Source organism: Mycobacterium sp. MUNTM1, from assembly GCF_054660795.1.
The window spans coordinates 1-17,091 of record NZ_BAAGDE010000085.1 but is presented as its reverse complement, the minus strand read 5'-3'; the positions used below and the strand labels follow the sequence as shown (position 1 = coordinate 17,091).

17 protein-coding genes are annotated in these 17,091 nt (G+C 70.7%); 8 read left to right on the top strand and 9 right to left on the bottom strand.

Annotated features, from left to right (window positions below):
• Positions 1–638: biotin/lipoyl-containing protein (locus ACYQ8K_RS28365; protein ID WP_459974440.1), on the bottom strand; the 638-nt coding region annotated here is incomplete at its 3' end.
• A gap of 195 nt (positions 639–833) precedes the next feature.
• Between ACYQ8K_RS28365 and ACYQ8K_RS28360 the strand changes: the two genes are divergently transcribed.
• On the top strand, positions 834–2,612 hold the full coding sequence (locus ACYQ8K_RS28360; RefSeq protein WP_459974438.1) for an SDR family oxidoreductase: 1,779 nt from the start codon (positions 834–836) through the stop codon (positions 2,610–2,612).
• Between the two features lie 6 nt (positions 2,613–2,618).
• Here ACYQ8K_RS28360 and ACYQ8K_RS28355 read toward each other — a convergent pair whose 3' ends face one another.
• Positions 2,619–2,960 (bottom strand): aminopeptidase, encoded by a 342-nt coding sequence (locus ACYQ8K_RS28355; protein ID WP_459974435.1) that lies wholly within the window; start codon positions 2,958–2,960, stop codon positions 2,619–2,621.
• A gap of 144 nt (positions 2,961–3,104) precedes the next feature.
• Here ACYQ8K_RS28355 and ACYQ8K_RS28350 point away from each other — a divergent pair, with 144 nt between their 5' ends.
• Both ACYQ8K_RS28350 and ACYQ8K_RS28345 read left to right on the top strand, forming a co-directional pair.
• The gene (locus ACYQ8K_RS28350; RefSeq protein WP_459974433.1) at positions 3,105–3,554 is read left to right on the top strand and encodes an SRPBCC family protein; all 450 of its coding nucleotides are present in this window, start codon (positions 3,105–3,107) and stop codon (positions 3,552–3,554) included.
• The gene (locus ACYQ8K_RS28345) at positions 3,551–5,146 is read left to right on the top strand and encodes a phytoene desaturase family protein (RefSeq protein WP_459974431.1); all 1,596 of its coding nucleotides are present in this window, start codon (positions 3,551–3,553) and stop codon (positions 5,144–5,146) included. The genes ACYQ8K_RS28350 and ACYQ8K_RS28345 overlap by 4 nt, the downstream gene beginning before the upstream one ends.
• A gap of 7 nt (positions 5,147–5,153) precedes the next feature.
• On the opposite strand, the gene ACYQ8K_RS28340 is transcribed toward ACYQ8K_RS28345, so the two are convergent.
• Entirely contained in the window at positions 5,154–6,701 is a 1,548-nt protein-coding gene (locus ACYQ8K_RS28340) for a leucyl aminopeptidase (protein WP_459974429.1), read from the bottom strand.
• Between the two features lie 31 nt (positions 6,702–6,732).
• Positions 6,733–7,836: an adenylate/guanylate cyclase domain-containing protein gene (locus ACYQ8K_RS28335; protein WP_459974427.1), complete on the bottom strand. Its 1,104-nt coding sequence runs from the start codon at positions 7,834–7,836 to the stop codon at positions 6,733–6,735.
• A 44-nt stretch (positions 7,837–7,880) separates the two neighbouring features.
• Here ACYQ8K_RS28335 and gcvT point away from each other — a divergent pair, with 44 nt between their 5' ends.
• Together gcvT and ACYQ8K_RS28325 are read left to right on the top strand one after the other, a co-directional pair.
• Complete coding sequence (gene gcvT, locus ACYQ8K_RS28330) at positions 7,881–8,984, top strand: glycine cleavage system aminomethyltransferase GcvT (protein ID WP_459974425.1); 1,104 nt, start codon at positions 7,881–7,883, stop codon at positions 8,982–8,984.
• Between the two features lie 55 nt (positions 8,985–9,039).
• On the top strand, positions 9,040–10,149 hold the full coding sequence (locus ACYQ8K_RS28325) for a branched-chain amino acid aminotransferase (protein ID WP_459974424.1): 1,110 nt from the start codon (positions 9,040–9,042) through the stop codon (positions 10,147–10,149).
• Positions 10,150–10,160: 11 nt separating this feature from the next.
• Here ACYQ8K_RS28325 and ACYQ8K_RS28320 read toward each other — a convergent pair whose 3' ends face one another.
• The 4 genes from ACYQ8K_RS28320 to ACYQ8K_RS28305 are packed head-to-tail and all read right to left on the bottom strand — an operon-like array spanning position 10,161 to position 13,242.
• Positions 10,161–10,919: an adenosylcobinamide-GDP ribazoletransferase gene (locus ACYQ8K_RS28320; RefSeq protein ID WP_459974422.1), complete on the bottom strand. Its 759-nt coding sequence runs from the start codon at positions 10,917–10,919 to the stop codon at positions 10,161–10,163.
• Positions 10,916–11,989, bottom strand: coding sequence for a nicotinate-nucleotide--dimethylbenzimidazole phosphoribosyltransferase (cobT, locus tag ACYQ8K_RS28315; protein ID WP_459974442.1), 1,074 nt, complete (start codon positions 11,987–11,989; stop codon positions 10,916–10,918). The genes ACYQ8K_RS28320 and cobT overlap by 4 nt, the downstream gene beginning before the upstream one ends.
• A complete protein-coding gene (locus ACYQ8K_RS28310; protein WP_459974420.1) occupies positions 11,986–12,522 on the bottom strand; it encodes a bifunctional adenosylcobinamide kinase/adenosylcobinamide-phosphate guanylyltransferase in 537 nt (178 codons plus the stop codon). Before ACYQ8K_RS28310 ends, cobT begins: the two co-directional genes overlap by 4 nt.
• A gap of 27 nt (positions 12,523–12,549) precedes the next feature.
• On the bottom strand, positions 12,550–13,242 hold the full coding sequence (locus ACYQ8K_RS28305) for a DUF3043 domain-containing protein (RefSeq protein WP_459974418.1): 693 nt from the start codon (positions 13,240–13,242) through the stop codon (positions 12,550–12,552).
• Between the two features lie 191 nt (positions 13,243–13,433).
• Here ACYQ8K_RS28305 and ACYQ8K_RS28300 point away from each other — a divergent pair, with 191 nt between their 5' ends.
• Both ACYQ8K_RS28300 and ACYQ8K_RS28295 read left to right on the top strand, forming a co-directional pair.
• Positions 13,434–14,510 (top strand): glycerate kinase family protein, encoded by a 1,077-nt coding sequence (locus tag ACYQ8K_RS28300; protein WP_459974416.1) that lies wholly within the window; start codon positions 13,434–13,436, stop codon positions 14,508–14,510.
• Positions 14,511–14,606: 96 nt separating this feature from the next.
• Positions 14,607–14,966, top strand: coding sequence for a HesB/IscA family protein (locus ACYQ8K_RS28295; protein WP_007770699.1), 360 nt, complete (start codon positions 14,607–14,609; stop codon positions 14,964–14,966).
• Positions 14,967–15,024: 58 nt separating this feature from the next.
• Here ACYQ8K_RS28295 and ACYQ8K_RS28290 read toward each other — a convergent pair whose 3' ends face one another.
• Complete coding sequence (locus ACYQ8K_RS28290) at positions 15,025–15,714, bottom strand: Rv0361 family membrane protein (protein ID WP_459974413.1); 690 nt, start codon at positions 15,712–15,714, stop codon at positions 15,025–15,027.
• Between the two features lie 184 nt (positions 15,715–15,898).
• Between ACYQ8K_RS28290 and ACYQ8K_RS28285 the strand changes: the two genes are divergently transcribed.
• On the top strand, positions 15,899–16,870 hold the full coding sequence (locus ACYQ8K_RS28285) for a carbohydrate kinase family protein (protein ID WP_459974411.1): 972 nt from the start codon (positions 15,899–15,901) through the stop codon (positions 16,868–16,870).
• Positions 16,871–17,091: the final 221 nt, after the last annotated feature.

Below are 17,091 nucleotides of genomic sequence, written 5' to 3'. Positions count from 1 at the left end.
GTGCCGATGCGTGCGAGCTCGCCGCCGACCGGCACGGTGGCGTCTTCCTCGGCGGTGATGCTGACCAGCACACCGGCCACCGGAGACGGGATCTCGGTGTCGACCTTGTCCGTGGACACCTCGACGAGCGCGTCGTCGACCTGAACCGAATCGCCGACCTTCTTGAGCCAGCGGGTCACGGTGCCCTCGGCGACCGACTCGCCGAGCTCGGGCATCAACACCGGGGTCGCGGCGCCGCCGTCGGAGCTCTGCTGGGCGGGCGTGGGCTCCGGCTGGGCCTGGGGTTGCGGTTCCGGCTGGGGCTCGGGCTCGGCCGGGGCCGCGGACTGCGCCTGCGGCTCCGGCTGGCTCGGCGCCGGCGCGGCCGGCTGCGAGTCGCCGCCCGCCGCGCCGCCCTCGGAGGCGTCGCCGATGACGGCCAGCTCGCCGCCGACCTCGACGGTGTCGTCCTCCTGGGCGACGATCTTGGTCAGCACACCGGCGGCCGGCGACGGGATTTCCGTGTCCACCTTGTCGGTCGACACCTCGACGAGCGGTTCGTCGAGTTCGACCGTGTCGCCTTCCTGCTTGAGCCAGCGGGTGACCGTCCCCTCGGTGACGCTCTCACCGAGTGCCGGCATCTGGACGGAGAAGGCCATCTTTGTTGACTCCTCGATCGCTCGTGGGTCGGGGCGGGTCGATCAGCTCTTGCGGAAGGCGAAGTAGCAATCCAAAACTATCCTGTCACTGCGCCCTTGTCGGCACACATCCAGGGCAGATACCCCGCGTCGGGCGGGTGACGCCGATCACGCTTGCTACGGTGTGGCCACTGCAGCCAGAGCGGGAGGTCGGAGATGCCGCCAACACAACAAGTACCCCAGCATTTCGTCGACAGCGCCGACGGCACCCGCATCGCGGTCTACGAAGAGGGCAACCCTGACGGCCCCACCGTCGTGCTGGTGCACGGCTTCCCCGACTCGCACGTGCTGTGGGACGGGGTCGTCCCGCTGCTGGCCGAGCGGTTCCGGATCATCCGCTACGACAACCGCGGCGTCGGGCTGTCCTCGGTGCCCAAGCCGGTGTCGGCGTACAGCATGGACCGCTTCGCCGACGACTTCGCCGCCGTGACCGGCGAGCTGAGCCCGGGCGGGCCCGTGCACGTGCTGGCCCACGACTGGGGCTCGGTGGGGGTGTGGCACTACCTGAAGCGTCCCGGCGCCAACGACCGGGTCGCGACGTTCACGTCGGTATCCGGACCCGCCCAGGACCAGCTGGTCGACTACATCTTCAGCGGCCTGCGGGCCCCGTGGAAGCCGCGCACTTTCGTCCGAGCGGTCAGCCAGGCGCTGCGGCTGACCTACATGATTTTCTTCTCTATCCCGGTGCTCGCGCCGTTGTTCCTGCGGCTGACCATGTCGGTCCCGGCGCTGCGCCGCAACGCGGTCGACAACCTCCCCGTCGAGCAGATCCACCACTCCGAGAAGCTGGCCTCCGACGCCGCCCATTCGGTGAAAACCTATCCCGCCAACTACTTTCGGTCGTTCTCCGGTCGCACGCAGGGCGTCGCGGTCATCGACGTGCCGGTGCAGCTCATCGTCAACACCAAGGACAAGTACGTGCGGCCCTACGGCTACGACCACACCCCGCGCTTCGTGCCGCGGCTCTGGCGCCGCGACATCCAGGCCGGTCACTTCTCGCCGATGTCGCACCCGCAGGTGATGGCGGCGGCCGTGCACGAGTTCGCCGACCAGGCCGAGGGCAAGCAACCGAGCCGCGCGCTGCTGCGCGCGCAGGTGGGGCGTCCCCGCGGGTCGTTCGGTGACACCCTGGTGTCGGTCACCGGTGCGGGCAGCGGGATCGGTCGCGAGACCGCGTTCGCCTTCGCCCGCGAAGGCGCCGAGCTGGTCATCAGCGACATCGACGAGGCGGCGGTGAAGGCCACCGCGGCCGAGATCGCCACCCGGGGCGGCGTCGCGCACCCCTACGTGCTCGACGTGTCCGACGCGCACGCGGTGGAATCGTTCGCCGAGCGGGTCAGCGCCGAGCACGGCGTGCCGGACATCGTCGTCAACAACGCCGGCATCGGGCACGCGGGCGGATTCCTGGACACCCCGCCCGAGCAGTTCGACCGGGTGCTCGACGTCAACCTGGGCGGCGTGGTCAACGGATGCCGCGCGTTCGCGCGGCGGATGGTGGAGCGCGGAACCGGCGGCTACATCGTCAACGTGTCCTCGATGGCGGCCTACGCGCCGCTGCAGTCGCTGAGCGCGTACTGCACGTCCAAGGCGGCGACCTACATGTTCTCCGACTGCCTGCGCGCCGAACTCGACGCCGCGGGGGTGGGGCTCACCACGATCTGCCCCGGCGTCATCGACACGAACATCATCAACACCACAAGGTTCGACGCGCCCGCGGGTAAGCAGTCCGACGACGTCGACGGCCGCCGCGGGCAGCTGGGCAAGATGTTCGCGCTGCGGCGTTACGGCCCCGACAAGGTCGCCAACGCGATCCTGTCGTCGGTCAAAAAGAAGAAGCCGATCCGCCCGGTGGCGCCGGAAGCCTATGCGCTGTACGGGCTTTCGCGGGTCGCGCCGCAGGGGCTGCGCAACGCCGCGCGCATCCGGGTGATCTGAACCGGGCTAAGCGCCCGTCGCCGCTCCACGGCGTCCGGTCAGCAACGTCGCGCCGATCGCGACGACGCCGAGCACCGCCAGCGGTATCGCCCACGCGCGCCGGCCACCCACCGACGACTGGCACTGCGCGACATAGTCGGTGTGCGGGATGATCTGGTTCAGTATGGGGATGTTGGACCCATTGCTGTTGTTGGCGCTTCGGGCCTCGGAAAGGTCCGTCGCCACGGCGTTCCCGCATCCGACCGAATGGCCGTTGCTGTCGGAAACCGACACCGGCGCCAGCAGTCCGATGACTCCGGCCAATAACAGCACGGCGCCCACACCGATGATCAACCGTCGCATCGTCATGGTTTCGCCTTTCGTCGTCGGGCGTTCGGACCGCTAGGGAGATTAACCGCGGTGCACCCCCGGTAAACCCGAGGCGCGGGCCGCATAACCGCCCGATTGCCGGGTATCCGCCGCGATAACCGAGGACAGGGAGGGCGTGCTGAGGTGATCACTGCAACGCGTGAGGTGCCCGAGTCATGTGAGCGGGTCTGGGAGGTGCTCGCCCAGGGCTGGACCTACACCCAGTGGGTGGTGGGCAACAGCCGGATGCGGGCCGTCGACCCGAACTGGCCGAAGCCGGGTTCCTCGATCAGGCACTCGATCGGGATCTGGCCGTTGGTGATCAACGACGCGACCACCGTGGAGCAGAGCGAACCGCCGCACAAGCTGGTGCTGCTTGCCCGGCTGGGTCCGCTGGGTGCCGCGCGAATCACCATGCTGCTGCACGAGATTCCGGACGGCTGCCGGATCGAGATGATCGAGGTGCCCGCCGAAGGCCCGATGGCGGCCGTTCCGGATTCCCTTGCGCTGGCGGCGGCCTACCCGCGCAACAAGGAGTGCCTGTGGCGGCTGGCGGCGTTGTCGGAGCGCTTGGAGCCGAGCCAGGTGAAGTGACCGTGCGCGACTCCGCCGACGCCGTCGTGATCGGGGCGGGACACCACGGCCTGGTGGCGGCGTCGATGCTGGCCGACGCGGGCTGGGACGTGTTGGTGCTGGAAGCCCAGCCCGAACCGGGCGGGGCGGTGCGCAGCGCCGAGCTGACACCGGGCTACATCACCGACCTGTTCAGCTCCTACTACCCGATGACGGTGGCGTCCCCGGCGATGACGGCGCTGCGGTTGGAGGATCACGGCCTGCGGTGGTCGCATGCGCCGACGGTGGTCGGGCACCCGCGCAGCGGCGCCGACGACGACCCGCCGATCGTCTATCACGATCCCGCCCAGACGGCAGCGGAATTCGCGCGGCGAACGCCCGCCGACGGCGAGAACTGGTGGCGGCTGGTCGAGCTGTGGAACACGATCAAAGCGCCACTGCTCGACGCCATGCTGGCGCCCTTTCCGCCGGTGCGCCCCCTGCTCGCCCTGCTGCGCAGGCTCGGCACGCCGGAAGCGATCCGGGTCGCGCGCCTGCTGGTGCAGCCGGCCAATGCGATGGCGAGTCAACTGTTCGAGGGCGAGGCGCCCCGAGTGTTGTTGTTGGGCAATGCGATGCACGCCGATGTCCCCCCGGATGCACCGATCAGCGGCGCCATGGGTTTCCTGATGACGATGCTGGCCCAGGACGGCGGCTGGCCGGTGCCGGTCGGCGGATCGGGCCAGCTCACCGCCGCGCTGGTGAAACGCGCCCGCTCGGCCGGAGCGCGAATCGAATGCAATCAGAACGTAACTCGCATCCACGTGCGGGACGGCCGGGCGGTCGGGGTCAGCACCGCCGAGGGGCAATCGGTGACGGTCCGGCGCGCGGTGGTGGCCGACGTGACAGCGCCCCGCCTGTTCTGCGACTTGCTGCCCGCCGACGCGGTGCCCGAAGCGCTGCGTCGCGACCTCCAGCATTACGAGTGGGACCCGCCGGTGGTGAAGGTCAATTATGCGCTGGCGGAACGGATTCCGTGGCGGGCGAAAAATCTGCGGCCGGTGGGCACCGTGCACCTGGGGGCCGACGGCGCTGGACTGACCCGCTGGATGGCCGACCTGAACACCGGGGTGGTACCCGAACATCCGTTCATGTTGTTGGGCCAGACCACCACGGCGGACCCGAGTAGATCGCCGGCCGGCACCGAAAGCGTCTGGGCCTACACGCATTTGCCGCGCAATGTGTCCGACGATGCGTCCGCGGACCGGTTGGCGGCGGCGGTGGACCGGGTCATCGAAGAGCACGCACCGGGCTTCGGCTCGGCGGTGATCGGCCGCTTCGTGCAACGGCCGTCGGACCTGGAGGCCGACGACGCCAACCTGCATCTCGGGGCGCTCAACGGCGGAACCGCGCAGCTGCACCAGATGTTGGTGTTTCGCCCCGCGCCCGGCATGGGCCGGGCCGAAACACCGGTCGAGCGGCTCTATTTGGGCAGCGCGTCGGCGACGCCGGGCGGCTCGGTGCACGGCGCGTGCGGGCGCAACGCGGCCAACGCCGCGCTGGCCGCCGACGGGCCGTCCGGCTGGCCGCGTCGCACGCTGGGCCGGGCGGTGCTCAAACGGCTGACCGGTTAGCCCTGTACTAGCCCTTGTCGGCGATGTCCTCCAAAACCGCGAACATGGTCCGGGTCGGGACGCCGGTGGAGCCCTTGGGTGAATAGCCCCACGGGCTGCCGGTGTTGTAAGCCGGGCCGGCCACGTCGATGTGCGCCCAGCTGACGCCATCGGCGACGAACTCCCGCAGGAAGACCCCCGCGACCAGCATGCCGGCGAAGCGCTGTCCGCTGATGTTGGACAGGTCGGCCACCGTGGACTTCAGGTCTTCCTTGAGCTCGTCGGGCAGCGGCATCGGCCAGCCGTTCTCGCCGACCTGCTGCGAGATCGACGCGACGCGGTCGCGGAATTCGTCGCTGCCCATCACCCCGGGAATCCGGGCGCCCAGCGCCACCGTCTGCGCGCCGGTCAGCGTGGACGTCTCGATCAGGTAGTCGGGGTTGTCCTCGCACGCCCGCACGATGGCGTCGGCCAGGATCAGCCGGCCCTCCGCGTCGGTGTTCTGCACCTCGACCGTGATGCCGCCGTACTGCGTCAGCACGTCGCCCGGGCGCTGCGCGGTGGCCGACGGCATGTTCTCGGCCATCGGCACGGTGGCGATCACGTCGATCGGCAGTTTGCGCTGCGCGGCCAGCGCGACGGTGGCGATCACCGCGGCCGCCCCGCCCATGTCCGAGGTCATGTGGTGCATGCCCGCGGCCGGCTTGATCGAGATGCCGCCGGTGTCGAACGTGACCCCCTTGCCGACCAGCGCGACTCGCTTGGCCTGCTTGGATTTCTTGGCCAGCTTGGAACCGCGGTGGGTCAGGCGGACCAGCCGCGGCGGACGCGACGAGCCCTGCCCGACGCCGATGATGCCGCCGTAGCCGCCGTTGCGCAGGGCCTTGTCGTCCAGCACCTCCACCTCGAGGCCGACGGATTCGCCCAAAGCCCTTGCGCGATTGGCGAATTCGGCGGGAAACAGGTGGCTGGGCGGGGTGTTGACGAAGTCGCGCGCGGTGGCGACGGCGGTCGCCACCGCGGCACCGTGCGCGGCGTCGTTCTTGGCGTCCTTCGCGGTGGCGAGCACGGTGATCTTGCGCAGCCCTTGGTCTTTGGGCGCCGTCTTGTCGCTGCGGAATTCGGTGAACCGGTAGCTGCCCAGGATCAGGCCCTCGACGACGGCCGAGGCGACCCCCGCACCGGGCAGTTCGGCCAGCGTGGTGATCACCGATTCGGTCTTGCCGAGCGATCGGGCGGCCACCCCGGCGGCGCGACGGATGGTGTCGGCCGGCCAGTCGGATCGCGGTTTGCCCAGGCCGACGGTCAGCACGCTGGACACCGGCAGCGACGGCACCACCAACCGATGCACCTGCTCGGCGCCACCGGTGGCTTCCAGCGCCCGCAGACCGGAGTCGATCTCGGCGACCGCGTCCGCCGCCAGGAACGGCTCGGCCGCCGCGACGGCCGCGCCCGGCTTGTCGTCCTCGCCGGTCGAGACGACGGGCACGATCAGCACGGTGGAGGCGGCGGCGCGCCGTGGTAGCGAGGAGGCGACGGTGACGGAAGGGGCCTGGTATCCGGGTTCGGTACTCACGCATAACCACCCTAGTCACCGCGGATCGGCCTCAGCCCGGTGGCGTCCCTGCGCTCATCTCGAAAGCCCGCACCGGGTCGTCAAACCCCTTGAGCGTCAACGGGCCACGGGCGACGGCGGGCCAGTTCGGCAATTCCTCGCGCAACCCCGCCGCGGCGAGTATCTGTCCCGGCTCCGCGGCCGCCACCAGCCGCGCGGCCAGGTTGACCGGGTTGCCGAAGTAGTCGCCGTTGATCGCCAGCACCGTGCCGTAGGCGAGGCCGGCGCGGACCTGCAGGCCCTCCTCGCGCGCCCGCGGGTGATCGACGAGATCGGCCGCCGCCCTGACGAGTTGCTCGGGCGACGCGCTCACCCACATCACCTCGTCGCCGATGAACTTCACCACCCGGCCGCCATCGCGCAGGACCACGTCCGAGACGGTTCCCGCGAACTCGTTGAGCAGGTGCGACAACTGCGCGGGGGTGAGCGCGTTGGTGAGCACGGTGAAGCCGGACAGATCGGCGAAACCGATCCCGCACACCACGCTTGCCGAGGTGTCGCGGAGGACGCCCTCGAAGTGGGTTCGGGCGCCGGTCAGGTGGTGACGGTGCACGACGTCGATCAAGGGACCGATCCGGGGGACGAACTCCGCGACCGCGCGGTACGCCTGCGCCGTGGCGAGCTCGTCGTGCGTGTGGTCCATCTGGATGTCCGGCGTCCCGGCACGGATCGCCGTCGACTCGGCCTCAGCGAGCCGGGCCATCGCGGCGCCGAGGACCCGCAGCATGCCGTGCGCGCCGGCCTCACCCACCACCACCTTGAGCGCCACCCAGGTGGACAGGGCGTCGACGTCGGCCTGGCTCAGCACGGGAACGTCGGGCCCGGCGATGGTCAGGCCGAGCAACGCCCACGCGTTCGCCACTTCTTCGGCCGATATGCCGAGTTCGGCGGCCGCGGCTTGGACGGTATAGATCGGGCGACCCGACCAGGCCAGGACATCACCGGCAAGCCCGAACAGCCGGCCGCGCCGCTCGGCTTCGACCATGTCGTCGACCGTGAAGCCGAGGTCGTCCAGGTACTTGATCAGGTCGGCCCGTTCCCGCGGGTTGGCGATCCCGGCGGCCTCGAGCTGCTCGAAGTCGTACGACTCGGACACCTGTCCAAGTGTGCCAGCCTCGCAGCGGATTAGGGTGGGGCGTCGTGAGCGATGCGCCGGAACTGCTGAAGGGCCCACTGGAAGACCGTCACCGGAGCTTGGGCGCCAATTTCGCCGAGTTCGGCGGCTGGCTGATGCCGGTGTCGTATGCCGGCACCGTCAGCGAGCACAACGCGACGCGCAACGCGGTCGGCCTCTTCGACGTCAGCCACCTGGGCAAGGCGTTGGTCCGCGGGCCGGGGGCGGCGCAGTTTGTCAACTCCGCGCTCACCAACGACTTGAACCGGATCGGGCCCGGCAAGGCGCAATACACGTTGTGCTGCAACGAATCCGGTGGCGTCATCGACGACCTGATCGCCTACTACGTCGACGACGACGAGATCTTCTTGGTGCCCAACGCTGCCAACACCGCCGCCGTGGTCGAGGCGCTGCAGGCCGCCGCCCCGGCCTGGCTGACCATCACCGACCAGCACCGCTCGTTCGCCGTGCTTGCCGTGCAGGGACCGCGGTCGGCCGACGTGCTCGGCCAGCTGGGCCTGCCCACCGACATGGACTACATGGCGTACGCCGACACCTCGTTCTCCGGCGTGCCGGTGCGGGTCTGCCGCACCGGTTACACCGGCGAGCACGGCTACGAGCTGCTGCCGCCGTGGGACTCCGCCGGCGTGGTGTTCGACGCCCTGGCCGAGGCGGTCAGCGCGGCCGGCGGCGAGCCGGCCGGGCTGGGCGCGCGGGACACCCTGCGCACCGAGATGGGGTATCCGCTGCACGGCCACGAACTGGCGCTCGACATCTCCCCGCTGCAGGCCCGCTGCGGCTGGGCGATCGGCTGGAAGAAGGACGCGTTCTTCGGCCGCGCCGCGCTGCTGGCCGAGAAGGAGACCGGCCCGGCGCGGCTGCTGCGCGGGCTGCGGATGGTGGGCCGCGGAGTGCTGCGCGCCGGGCTGACGGTGCTCGCCGGCGATACGCCGGTGGGGGTCACCACCTCGGGCACGTTCTCCCCGACGCTGCAGGCCGGGATCGCGCTGGCGCTCATCGACGCCGATGCCGGAGTCGAGGACGGTCAGGAGATCACCGTCGACGTCCGCGGCCGTCCCGCGGCATGCGAAGTGGTGCGCCCGCCGTTCGTCGCGGTGAAAACCCGCTAGCCGCGCCGCTTACGCGGGCGAAATCCGATTCGGTAGGCGGATATACAATCGGCCAATGACCAGTGGCTCCCTCGAGTTCACGGTTTCGCGCTCGGCAAGTCCGGCAACCGACGCTGAACGCGAAACCATCCTGGCCGAGCCGGGTTTCGGCAAGTACTTCACCGATCACATGGTGTCGATCGACTACGACGAGGCCGGCGAAGGCTGGCACGACGCGCGCGTCATCCCGTACGGCCCGATCGAGCTGGACCCGTCGGCGATCGTGCTGCACTATGCGCAGGAGATCTTCGAGGGGCTCAAGGCCTACCGTTGGGCCGACGGCTCGATCGTGTCGTTTCGCGCCGAGGCCAACGCCGCCCGGCTGCGGTCCTCGGCGCGGCGGCTCGCCATCCCGGAGTTGCCCGAAGAGCTGTTCATGGAGTCGCTGCGCCAACTGATCGCCGTCGACAACGCCTGGGTTCCGGCGGCCGGCGGCGAGGAGGCGCTGTACCTGCGCCCGTTCGTCATCGCCACCGAGCCCGGCCTGGGTGTGCGGCCGTCCAAGCGGTACCGCTACCTGGTGATCGCCTCACCGGCCGGCGCCTACTTCAAGGGCGGCATCAGCCCGGTCACCGTCTGGGTGTCGACGGAGTACGTGCGGGCCAGCCCCGGCGGCACCGGCGCGGCCAAGTTCGGCGGCAACTACGCGGCCTCGCTGTCGGCGCAGGCCGAGGCCGCGGCCAACGACTGCGACCAGGTGGTGTGGCTGGACGCAGTCGAGCGGCGCTTCGTCGAAGAGATGGGCGGGATGAACATCTTCTTCGTGTTCGGCAGCGGCGGATCGGCGCGGTTGGTCACGCCGGAACTGTCTGGCTCGCTGTTGCCCGGCATCACACGGAACTCCTTGCTGCAGTTGGCCATTGACGCTGGATTCTCGGTCGAGGAACGCAAGATCGATATCGACGAGTGGCAGAAGAAGGCCGCCGCCGGGGAGATCACCGAGGTGTTCGCCTGCGGCACCGCCGCGGTCATCACGCCCGTCTCGCACGTGAAATACGGCGACACCGAATTCACCGTCGCCGACGGCCAGCCCGGCGAGGTGACGATGGCGTTGCGGGACACGCTGACCGGGATCCAGCGCGGCACCTTCGCCGACACCCACGGCTGGATGGCGAAACTGGGCTAGGGTGCCCGTCGCTAGAACCGCACCGCAGCCGCGAGCAGCACCGCGGCCACCGTCGTGGTCAGCTCGATCGCGGCGCCCAGCACGTCGCCGGTGATGCCGCCGAACCGGCGCACGCAATGCCGCACCAGGATCGCCCCGCCGCCCAGGCCCAGCAGCACGGCCACCGGTCCCTGCCACGGCCGCGGCCCGGCCGGCAGCGAGGCAGCCACCAGCACCGCGACCCACACCGCCACCACCGGCGCCGGCTGGCTGCCGGCGACCCGGACGCCCAGGGCGCTGCCCTCGGCGGCCGGCACCGACCGGTGGCCGGCCAGCACCGCGGTCACCCGGCCCGCGAAGACCGCCACGGCCACCGCGACCGCCCCGGGAACGGCCCGGCCGGTCGCGCCCAGCGCCGAAAACGCCAGTGCCTGCAGCATGATCACCACCACCACGGCGGCCACGCCGAACGGCCCCGCCGACCCCGCCCGCATCACCGCCAGCGCCCGCTGCGGCGGCCCGTAGCAGCCCAGGCCGTCGGCGGTGTCGGCGACGCCGTCGATATGCAGGCCGCGGGTCGCAAGCAGCAGCACCGCGACCGCGAGCAGGCCGGGCAGCGGGCTGGCCGGGCCGAAGACCCACGCGCCACCCCAGGTCACGGCCGCGGCCAGCGCCCCCAGCGCGGCGCCCACCACCGGCAGCGCGGTCAACCCGCCGCGGCCCATCGGGGCGCCGGCCGGGACGGGCAGCACCGTCCCGAAGGTGAAAGCCGTTGCCAGCGAACGGATCACGACGGGGGAGCGGCCTGATTGGCACCGTCGGCGCGGTCGGACACACCGGCCTGGGTGAAGGTCGCCATCGACGACAGGGCGGCCACCGCGGCGCGCAGCACCGGCAGCGCGAGCGCGGCGCCGGTGCCCTCGCCCAGCCGCATCCTCAGGTCGAGGATCGGCTCCAGGTCCAGCGCCGTCAGCGCCAACCCCTGGGCGGGCTCGGTGGACCGGTGACCGGCCTGCCACCACAGCCGCGCGCCGGGCGCCAGGTGCTCGGCGACCAGCGCGGCCGCGGTCACCGCCATGCCGTCGAGCAGCAGCGGCGTGCGCCGCACCGCGGCCTGGGCGCAGAAGCCGGCCATCGCGGCCAGGTCCGCGCCGCCGGCGCGGCGCAGCAGCGCGACCGGGTCGGGCAGCACCTGGCGCGCGCGAAACAGGGCGTCGCGCACCGCGGCCGTCTTGCGGGCCCACCCGGCGTCGTCGATCCCGGTTCCGAAGCCCACCGCCACGACCGGCTCGGCGTTGGTCAGGGCAGCCACCAATACCGTTGCGGCCGTGGTGTTTCCGATCCCCATGTCGCCAGCGATCAGCAGGTCGGCGCCGGCGTCGACCTCCTCGTCGGCGATGGCGGCGCCGGCGGCGAGTGCCCGCGCGGTCTCGTCGTCGCTCAACGCGTCCTCGACGCGGATGTCGCCGCTGGCGCGCCGCACCTTGTGCGCGCCGATCCGTTCGGTCAGCGGGTCCGCGTCGACCGCGAGGTCCGCGACCCGCACAGTCGCGCCGGCGATGTCGGCCAGGGCGTTGATCGCGGCTCCGCCGGCATCGAAGTTGGCGACCATCTGCGCCGTCACCTCCGGCGGATAGGCCGACACCCCCGAGCGGGCGACGCCGTGGTCACCGGCGAACACCACCACCCTCGCGCGCTCGAATTGTGTTGGCGGGCATTGGCCTTGGCACGACGCGACCCACACCGACAAATCCTCGAGGCGGCCCAGCGCGCCGCGGGGTTTGGTCAGGGTGTCCTGGCGGGCGCGGGCGGCGGCGGCGACGTCGGCATCGGGCGGCGCAACGGTGGCGAATTCCATCAGGCCCCCGCCGGTTTGATCGGCACCGGCTGTCCCGCCACCACCAACACCACCCGGTCGCACAACCGGGCGAGGCGCTGGTTGAGGCTGCCCAGCTCGTCGGCGAACCGGCGTCCGGCGGCGGTCGCGGGCACGACGGTCAACCCGACCTCCGGGCTGACCAGCACCAGCGGGGAAGTGAAGCCGCCGACCGCGGCCAGCACGTCATCGACGGGAGCCGCGACCGCCCCGCCATCCCAGGCATTGGTGCGGTCCAGTACGCCGGTCAGCCAGGTGCCCAGGTCGTCGACCAGCGTGGGGGTGCCCGGAGACTGACGCAATTGCGTTGCGATGTCGTCGGTTTCGATCGTGGACCAGTGCTGCGGCCGGCGGCTGCGATGCTGGGCGATCCGGTGCGCCCAGGCCGCGTCGTCGTGGCCGGCCGGCCCGGGCGCCAGGTAGTGCACCGCCTGCCCGGCCGGCAACCCGTCGGCGATGGCTTCCTCCGCCCACTGCGATTTGCCTGACCTGATCCCGCCGAGCACCAGGGTGCGCACCGGTCTCAGCCCGCTTTCTGGCGAGCTCTAACCGACACTGGCGCCGTGCTTGACCTGGGGCCGCGGCGCGCGCAACCGGCGCATCTGAGACGCCCGTCCGGCGGCGTAAAGGCCCAGCTTCCAACGGCTTTCGGTGTTGCTCGGGAACTTCGCGTCGACCAGTCTGCTGACCTTGCGGCCCAGGATCAGGCCGTCGACGCTCATCACGGCCATCAGCACCAGCATGGCCGGCGACACCCACAGCTGCAGCTGCGGGACGCCGAACATGGCGAACATCAAGAACAGGGTCGACGGCATGAACAGGCCCAGCAGATTGCGCCGGGAGTCCACCACGTCGCGAACGTAGCGGCGGATGGGGCCCTGGTCGCGCGGCAACAGGTAGCCCTCTTCGCCGGCCATCATCTTTTGCCGGCGTTCCGACATGCCGGCCCGGCTGGCGGCCTTGTTCGCCCGGCGCTCCTCGCGGCTGAGCTTGGGGCCCGCCAGCGACTTGCGCCGAGCCCGCGCCTCGGAGGCGGTCATCGGTGCGGGCGCGACCGGCCCCTTCCTGGCGTTGCGGCGGGCCTCGTTGCGCTTGGGCGTGGGGCGGCCCTTGGGTCCCGTGCGCTGCGGCTCGCGGGCCGCGTCGCCCGAGGCGCCAGCAACGCCGGCGCCGCCCGGGGTGGCGGCGTTCTCGTCGAGGTCGGTGTCCTGGCCCTTCTTACGGCCCAACAGCTTCACAGTGGCCAGGTTACTTCGCGGGCGACGCGCGTCGGAATTCGCCTGGAATGCCTTGCTATTAGACCTGCGTTGGTACCGCACTTGGCCCTACTCTTACACGTGATGAACGGCAGCCTTTGATGGACGACGGGTCGATGGCCTCGGATGATGATGGTCCCGGCCTGGCCCCTGGCCGCCTTCAATTGCCCGCCATGCAGGTCCTGGTGGCCCCGGACTGCTACGCCGACAGCATGTCGGCCCTCGAGGCCTCCGCCGCCATCGCGACCGGCTGGACCCGGTCCCGCCCCGGCGATCGGTTCATCGTCGCGCCCCAATCCGACGGCGGCCCCGGCTTCGTCGAGGTACTCGCCAGCCGGCTGGGGGAGACGCGGCGCCTACGGGTGTCCGGGCCGCTGAAAGCCCTGGTCGAAGCCGATTGGGTGTTCGACCGCGGCTCGGCCACCGCCTACCTGGAGTGCGCGCAGGCGTGCGGCCTGGCGCTGGTCGGCGGACCGCCCACCCCGGAGACCGCCATGGCGGCGCACAGCAAAGGCGTGGGGCAGCTCATCGCCGAGGCGCTGCGGGTCGGGGCGACGCGCATCGTGGTCGGCCTGGGCGGCAGCGCCTGCACCGACGGCGGGCAGGGCATGATCGCCGAACTGGGCGGCCTGGACACCGCCCGCCGGCAACTGGGCAACGTGGAGTTGATCGCCGCCTCCGACACCGAATACCCGTTGCTCGGCCCGTGGGGGGCGGCCCGGGTGTTCGGGCCGCAGAAGGGCGCCGACACGGCCACCGTCGCGGCGCTGGAGGTTCGCCTGCAGGCGTGGGCGCTGATCCTGGAGGCGGTGGCCGGACGCGACGTGAGCGCGGAGCCGGGCGCGGCGGCCGCCGGCGGCATCGGCGCCGGCTTGCTGGCGCTCGGCGGCCGCTGCGAGTCCGGGGCGGCCATCATCGCCGAGCACACCCGGCTGTCCGACGACCTGGACACGGCGGACATGATCGTCACCGGTGAGGGCCGGTTCGACGAGCAGTCCCTGCACGGCAAGGTGGTGGGCTTTCTCGCCGACGCGGCCCGGCCGCGGGGGATTCCGGTGGTCGTGCTGGCCGGACAGGTCGACTTGGACAACGCGACGGTGCGCTCGTCGGGCATCATGGCGGCGTTATCCATCGCCGAGCACGCCGGATCGGTGCGGCTGGCCCAGGCCGACGCGGCCAACCAGCTCATGGGGCTGGCATCCGTAGTTGCGGCGCGACTCGGGAATAGCGGTCCTGCAAGGTACCGTTGATGGAGTGGACTTTCGGGCGGTCCGGATCGCCCGGCGCAAGCCGGCGATTTCGGGCTTGATCGACCCCACCCAACGATGAGGCATGTAGGAGAAGCAATGACGGTGCAGAACGAGTCGAACGCCACGACGACCCACGGCGTGATCCTGACCGAGGCCGCCGCCACCAAGGCAAAGTCCCTGCTGGACCAGGAGGGCCGCGACGACCTGGCGCTGCGCATCGCGGTGCAGCCCGGCGGCTGCGCCGGCCTGCGCTACAACCTCTTCTTCGACGACCGGGCGCTGGACGGCGACCTGACCGCGGAGTTCGGCGGTGTGAAGCTGACGGTGGACCGGATGAGCGCGCCCTACGTCGAAGGCGCGTCCATCGATTTCGTGGACACCATCGAGAAGCAGGGCTTCACCATCGACAACCCCAACGCCACCGGCTCGTGCGCCTGCGGCGACTCGTTCAACTGATCGGTTAGATTTCGCCAATCCGTCAGCCGGGCCGTGCTGCCCGGTTGACGGTGTGCGTTCAGTACGAGCCGCCGGTGCGCAGCACGTACGAGCAGACCATGATCTGGCCGCGCTGGAACAGCAGCTGCGCGATGCCCTGCACCTGGCCGTGCATCGGGCCGCCGCTCACCGGGGACACCCGCATGGTGAACAACGCCTGAGCCTGGTACTGGGACAGGTAGACGATCTTGTCTATCGAGGTCAGCTCCACCTCGGAGAACTGCTTGCGGAACGCGTCGCTGCTGAGCTTGGCCAGGGCCTGGTCGGATCGTTTGTCCTGGACGCCGTCGTAGAGCCCGCACAGCGCGTTGCGGGCGATCTCGTCGATGTCGCGGTGCTCGAGCGCGTCCAGGTAGCCCTGGATGGCCGTCTTCGCCGCGCCCTCGGAGAACGTGGCGCCGGTGTTGGCGCCGTTGGTGCGGACCCCGTAGACGATCGCCACCGTCAGGACCGCGACGAGCGCGATGGCCAGCACGACGCCGACGATCAGCCCCCGCTTGGACCGTCGCGGCGGGTACGGGACCGGCGCGGGGGGCTGCCCCGGCTGCCCGGCATAATTGGCGGGAGCAGGTCCTGCGTGCGGAGCTGGGGCGAAGCCCGGTTCACCGGTGTTGGGGTCATCCTCGGGGAACTCGAGTGGCTGGGATTCGCTTGGGGGTGTTGGTCCTTCGCCGCCGACGGTGTGGTTCGGCGAGTGCGGACCTGCCATCGTGGTTCTCCTACGGTGGTAGACGGGACTGCAAGCGGGTTGCGGCCCGAGCAATGTGATCCCGGCGACTTGAGTGAGTTCCCTAGGGAGGCTAGCGCACGGCCTCGCGCCCAGGAGTGCGCACGGCGACGGTCGAGGCCGGTGAGTAAGCTAGATAACCTTACTAACGAAGGATGGAGTTTTCGTGACGATCGCGGTGACAGGTTCGATTGCGACCGACAATCTGATGCGGTTCCCCGGCCGGTTTTCCGAGCACCTGCTGGCCGAGCACCTGCAGAAGGTGTCGCTGAGTTTTCTGGTTGACGACCTGGTGATTCACCGCGGCGGCGTGGCGGGCAACATCGCCTTCGCCATCGGCGTGCTGGGCGGCGACGTGGCGCTGGTCGGGGCGGCCGGCGATGACTTCGGCGAGTACCGCGAGTGGCTGCAGTCGCACGGCGTCAACTGCGATCACGTGCTGATCTCGCAAACCGCGAAAACCGCGCGATTCGTCTGCACCACCGACGAGGACATGGCCCAGATCGCGTCCTTCTACCCCGGCGCCATGTCGGAGGCCCGCAACATCAAGCTCGCCGACGTCGCGTCGGCGGGCAAGCCGGACCTGGTGATCATCGGGGCCAACGACCCGGACGCGATGGTGGTGCACACCGAGGAGTGCCGCAAGCTCGGCCTGCCATTCGCCGCCGACCCGTCCCAGCAGCTGCCCCGCCTCTCCGGCGAGGAGATCGACAAGCTCGTCGACGGCGCGGCCTACCTGTTCACCAACGACTACGAGTGGGAGCTGCTGCTCTCCAAGACCGGCTGGTCCGAGGCCGACGTGCAGAAGAAGGTCGACCTGCGGGTGACCACACTGGGCGCCAAGGGCGTCGACATCGTCGAGCGCGACGGGACCACCACCCACGTCGGCGTGGTGCCGGAGACCAGCCAGACCGACCCCACCGGCGTCGGCGACGCGTTCCGGGCGGGCTTCCTCACCGGCCGCACCGCCGGGCTGAGCCTCGAGCGGTCGGCGCAGCTGGGCTCGCTGGTCGCCGTGCTGGTGCTCGAGTCCACGGGCACCCAGGAGTGGACGTGGGACCCCGCGGTCGCCAAGACCCGGTTGGCCGGCGCCTACGGCGACGAGGCGGCCGCCGAGATCGCCGCGGTCCTGGCCTAGGCCGACGCCGCGGCGCGTCGAGTGTGAGTCCACGGCGTCGGGTGTGAGTCGAGGGCGGCGACACCCCGAAAATCAACGCCAGGAATTCACCCTCAACGCCCTGGCTTCACAGTCGATGCCGCGGATTCGCGCCCCGGGCCTAGATGTACTCGGCTAAGACGTTGTTGACAGTCGGCTGATCGGAGGGTGGCCTCCGAGTGCTGAGTGGCGTCGTTGATTGT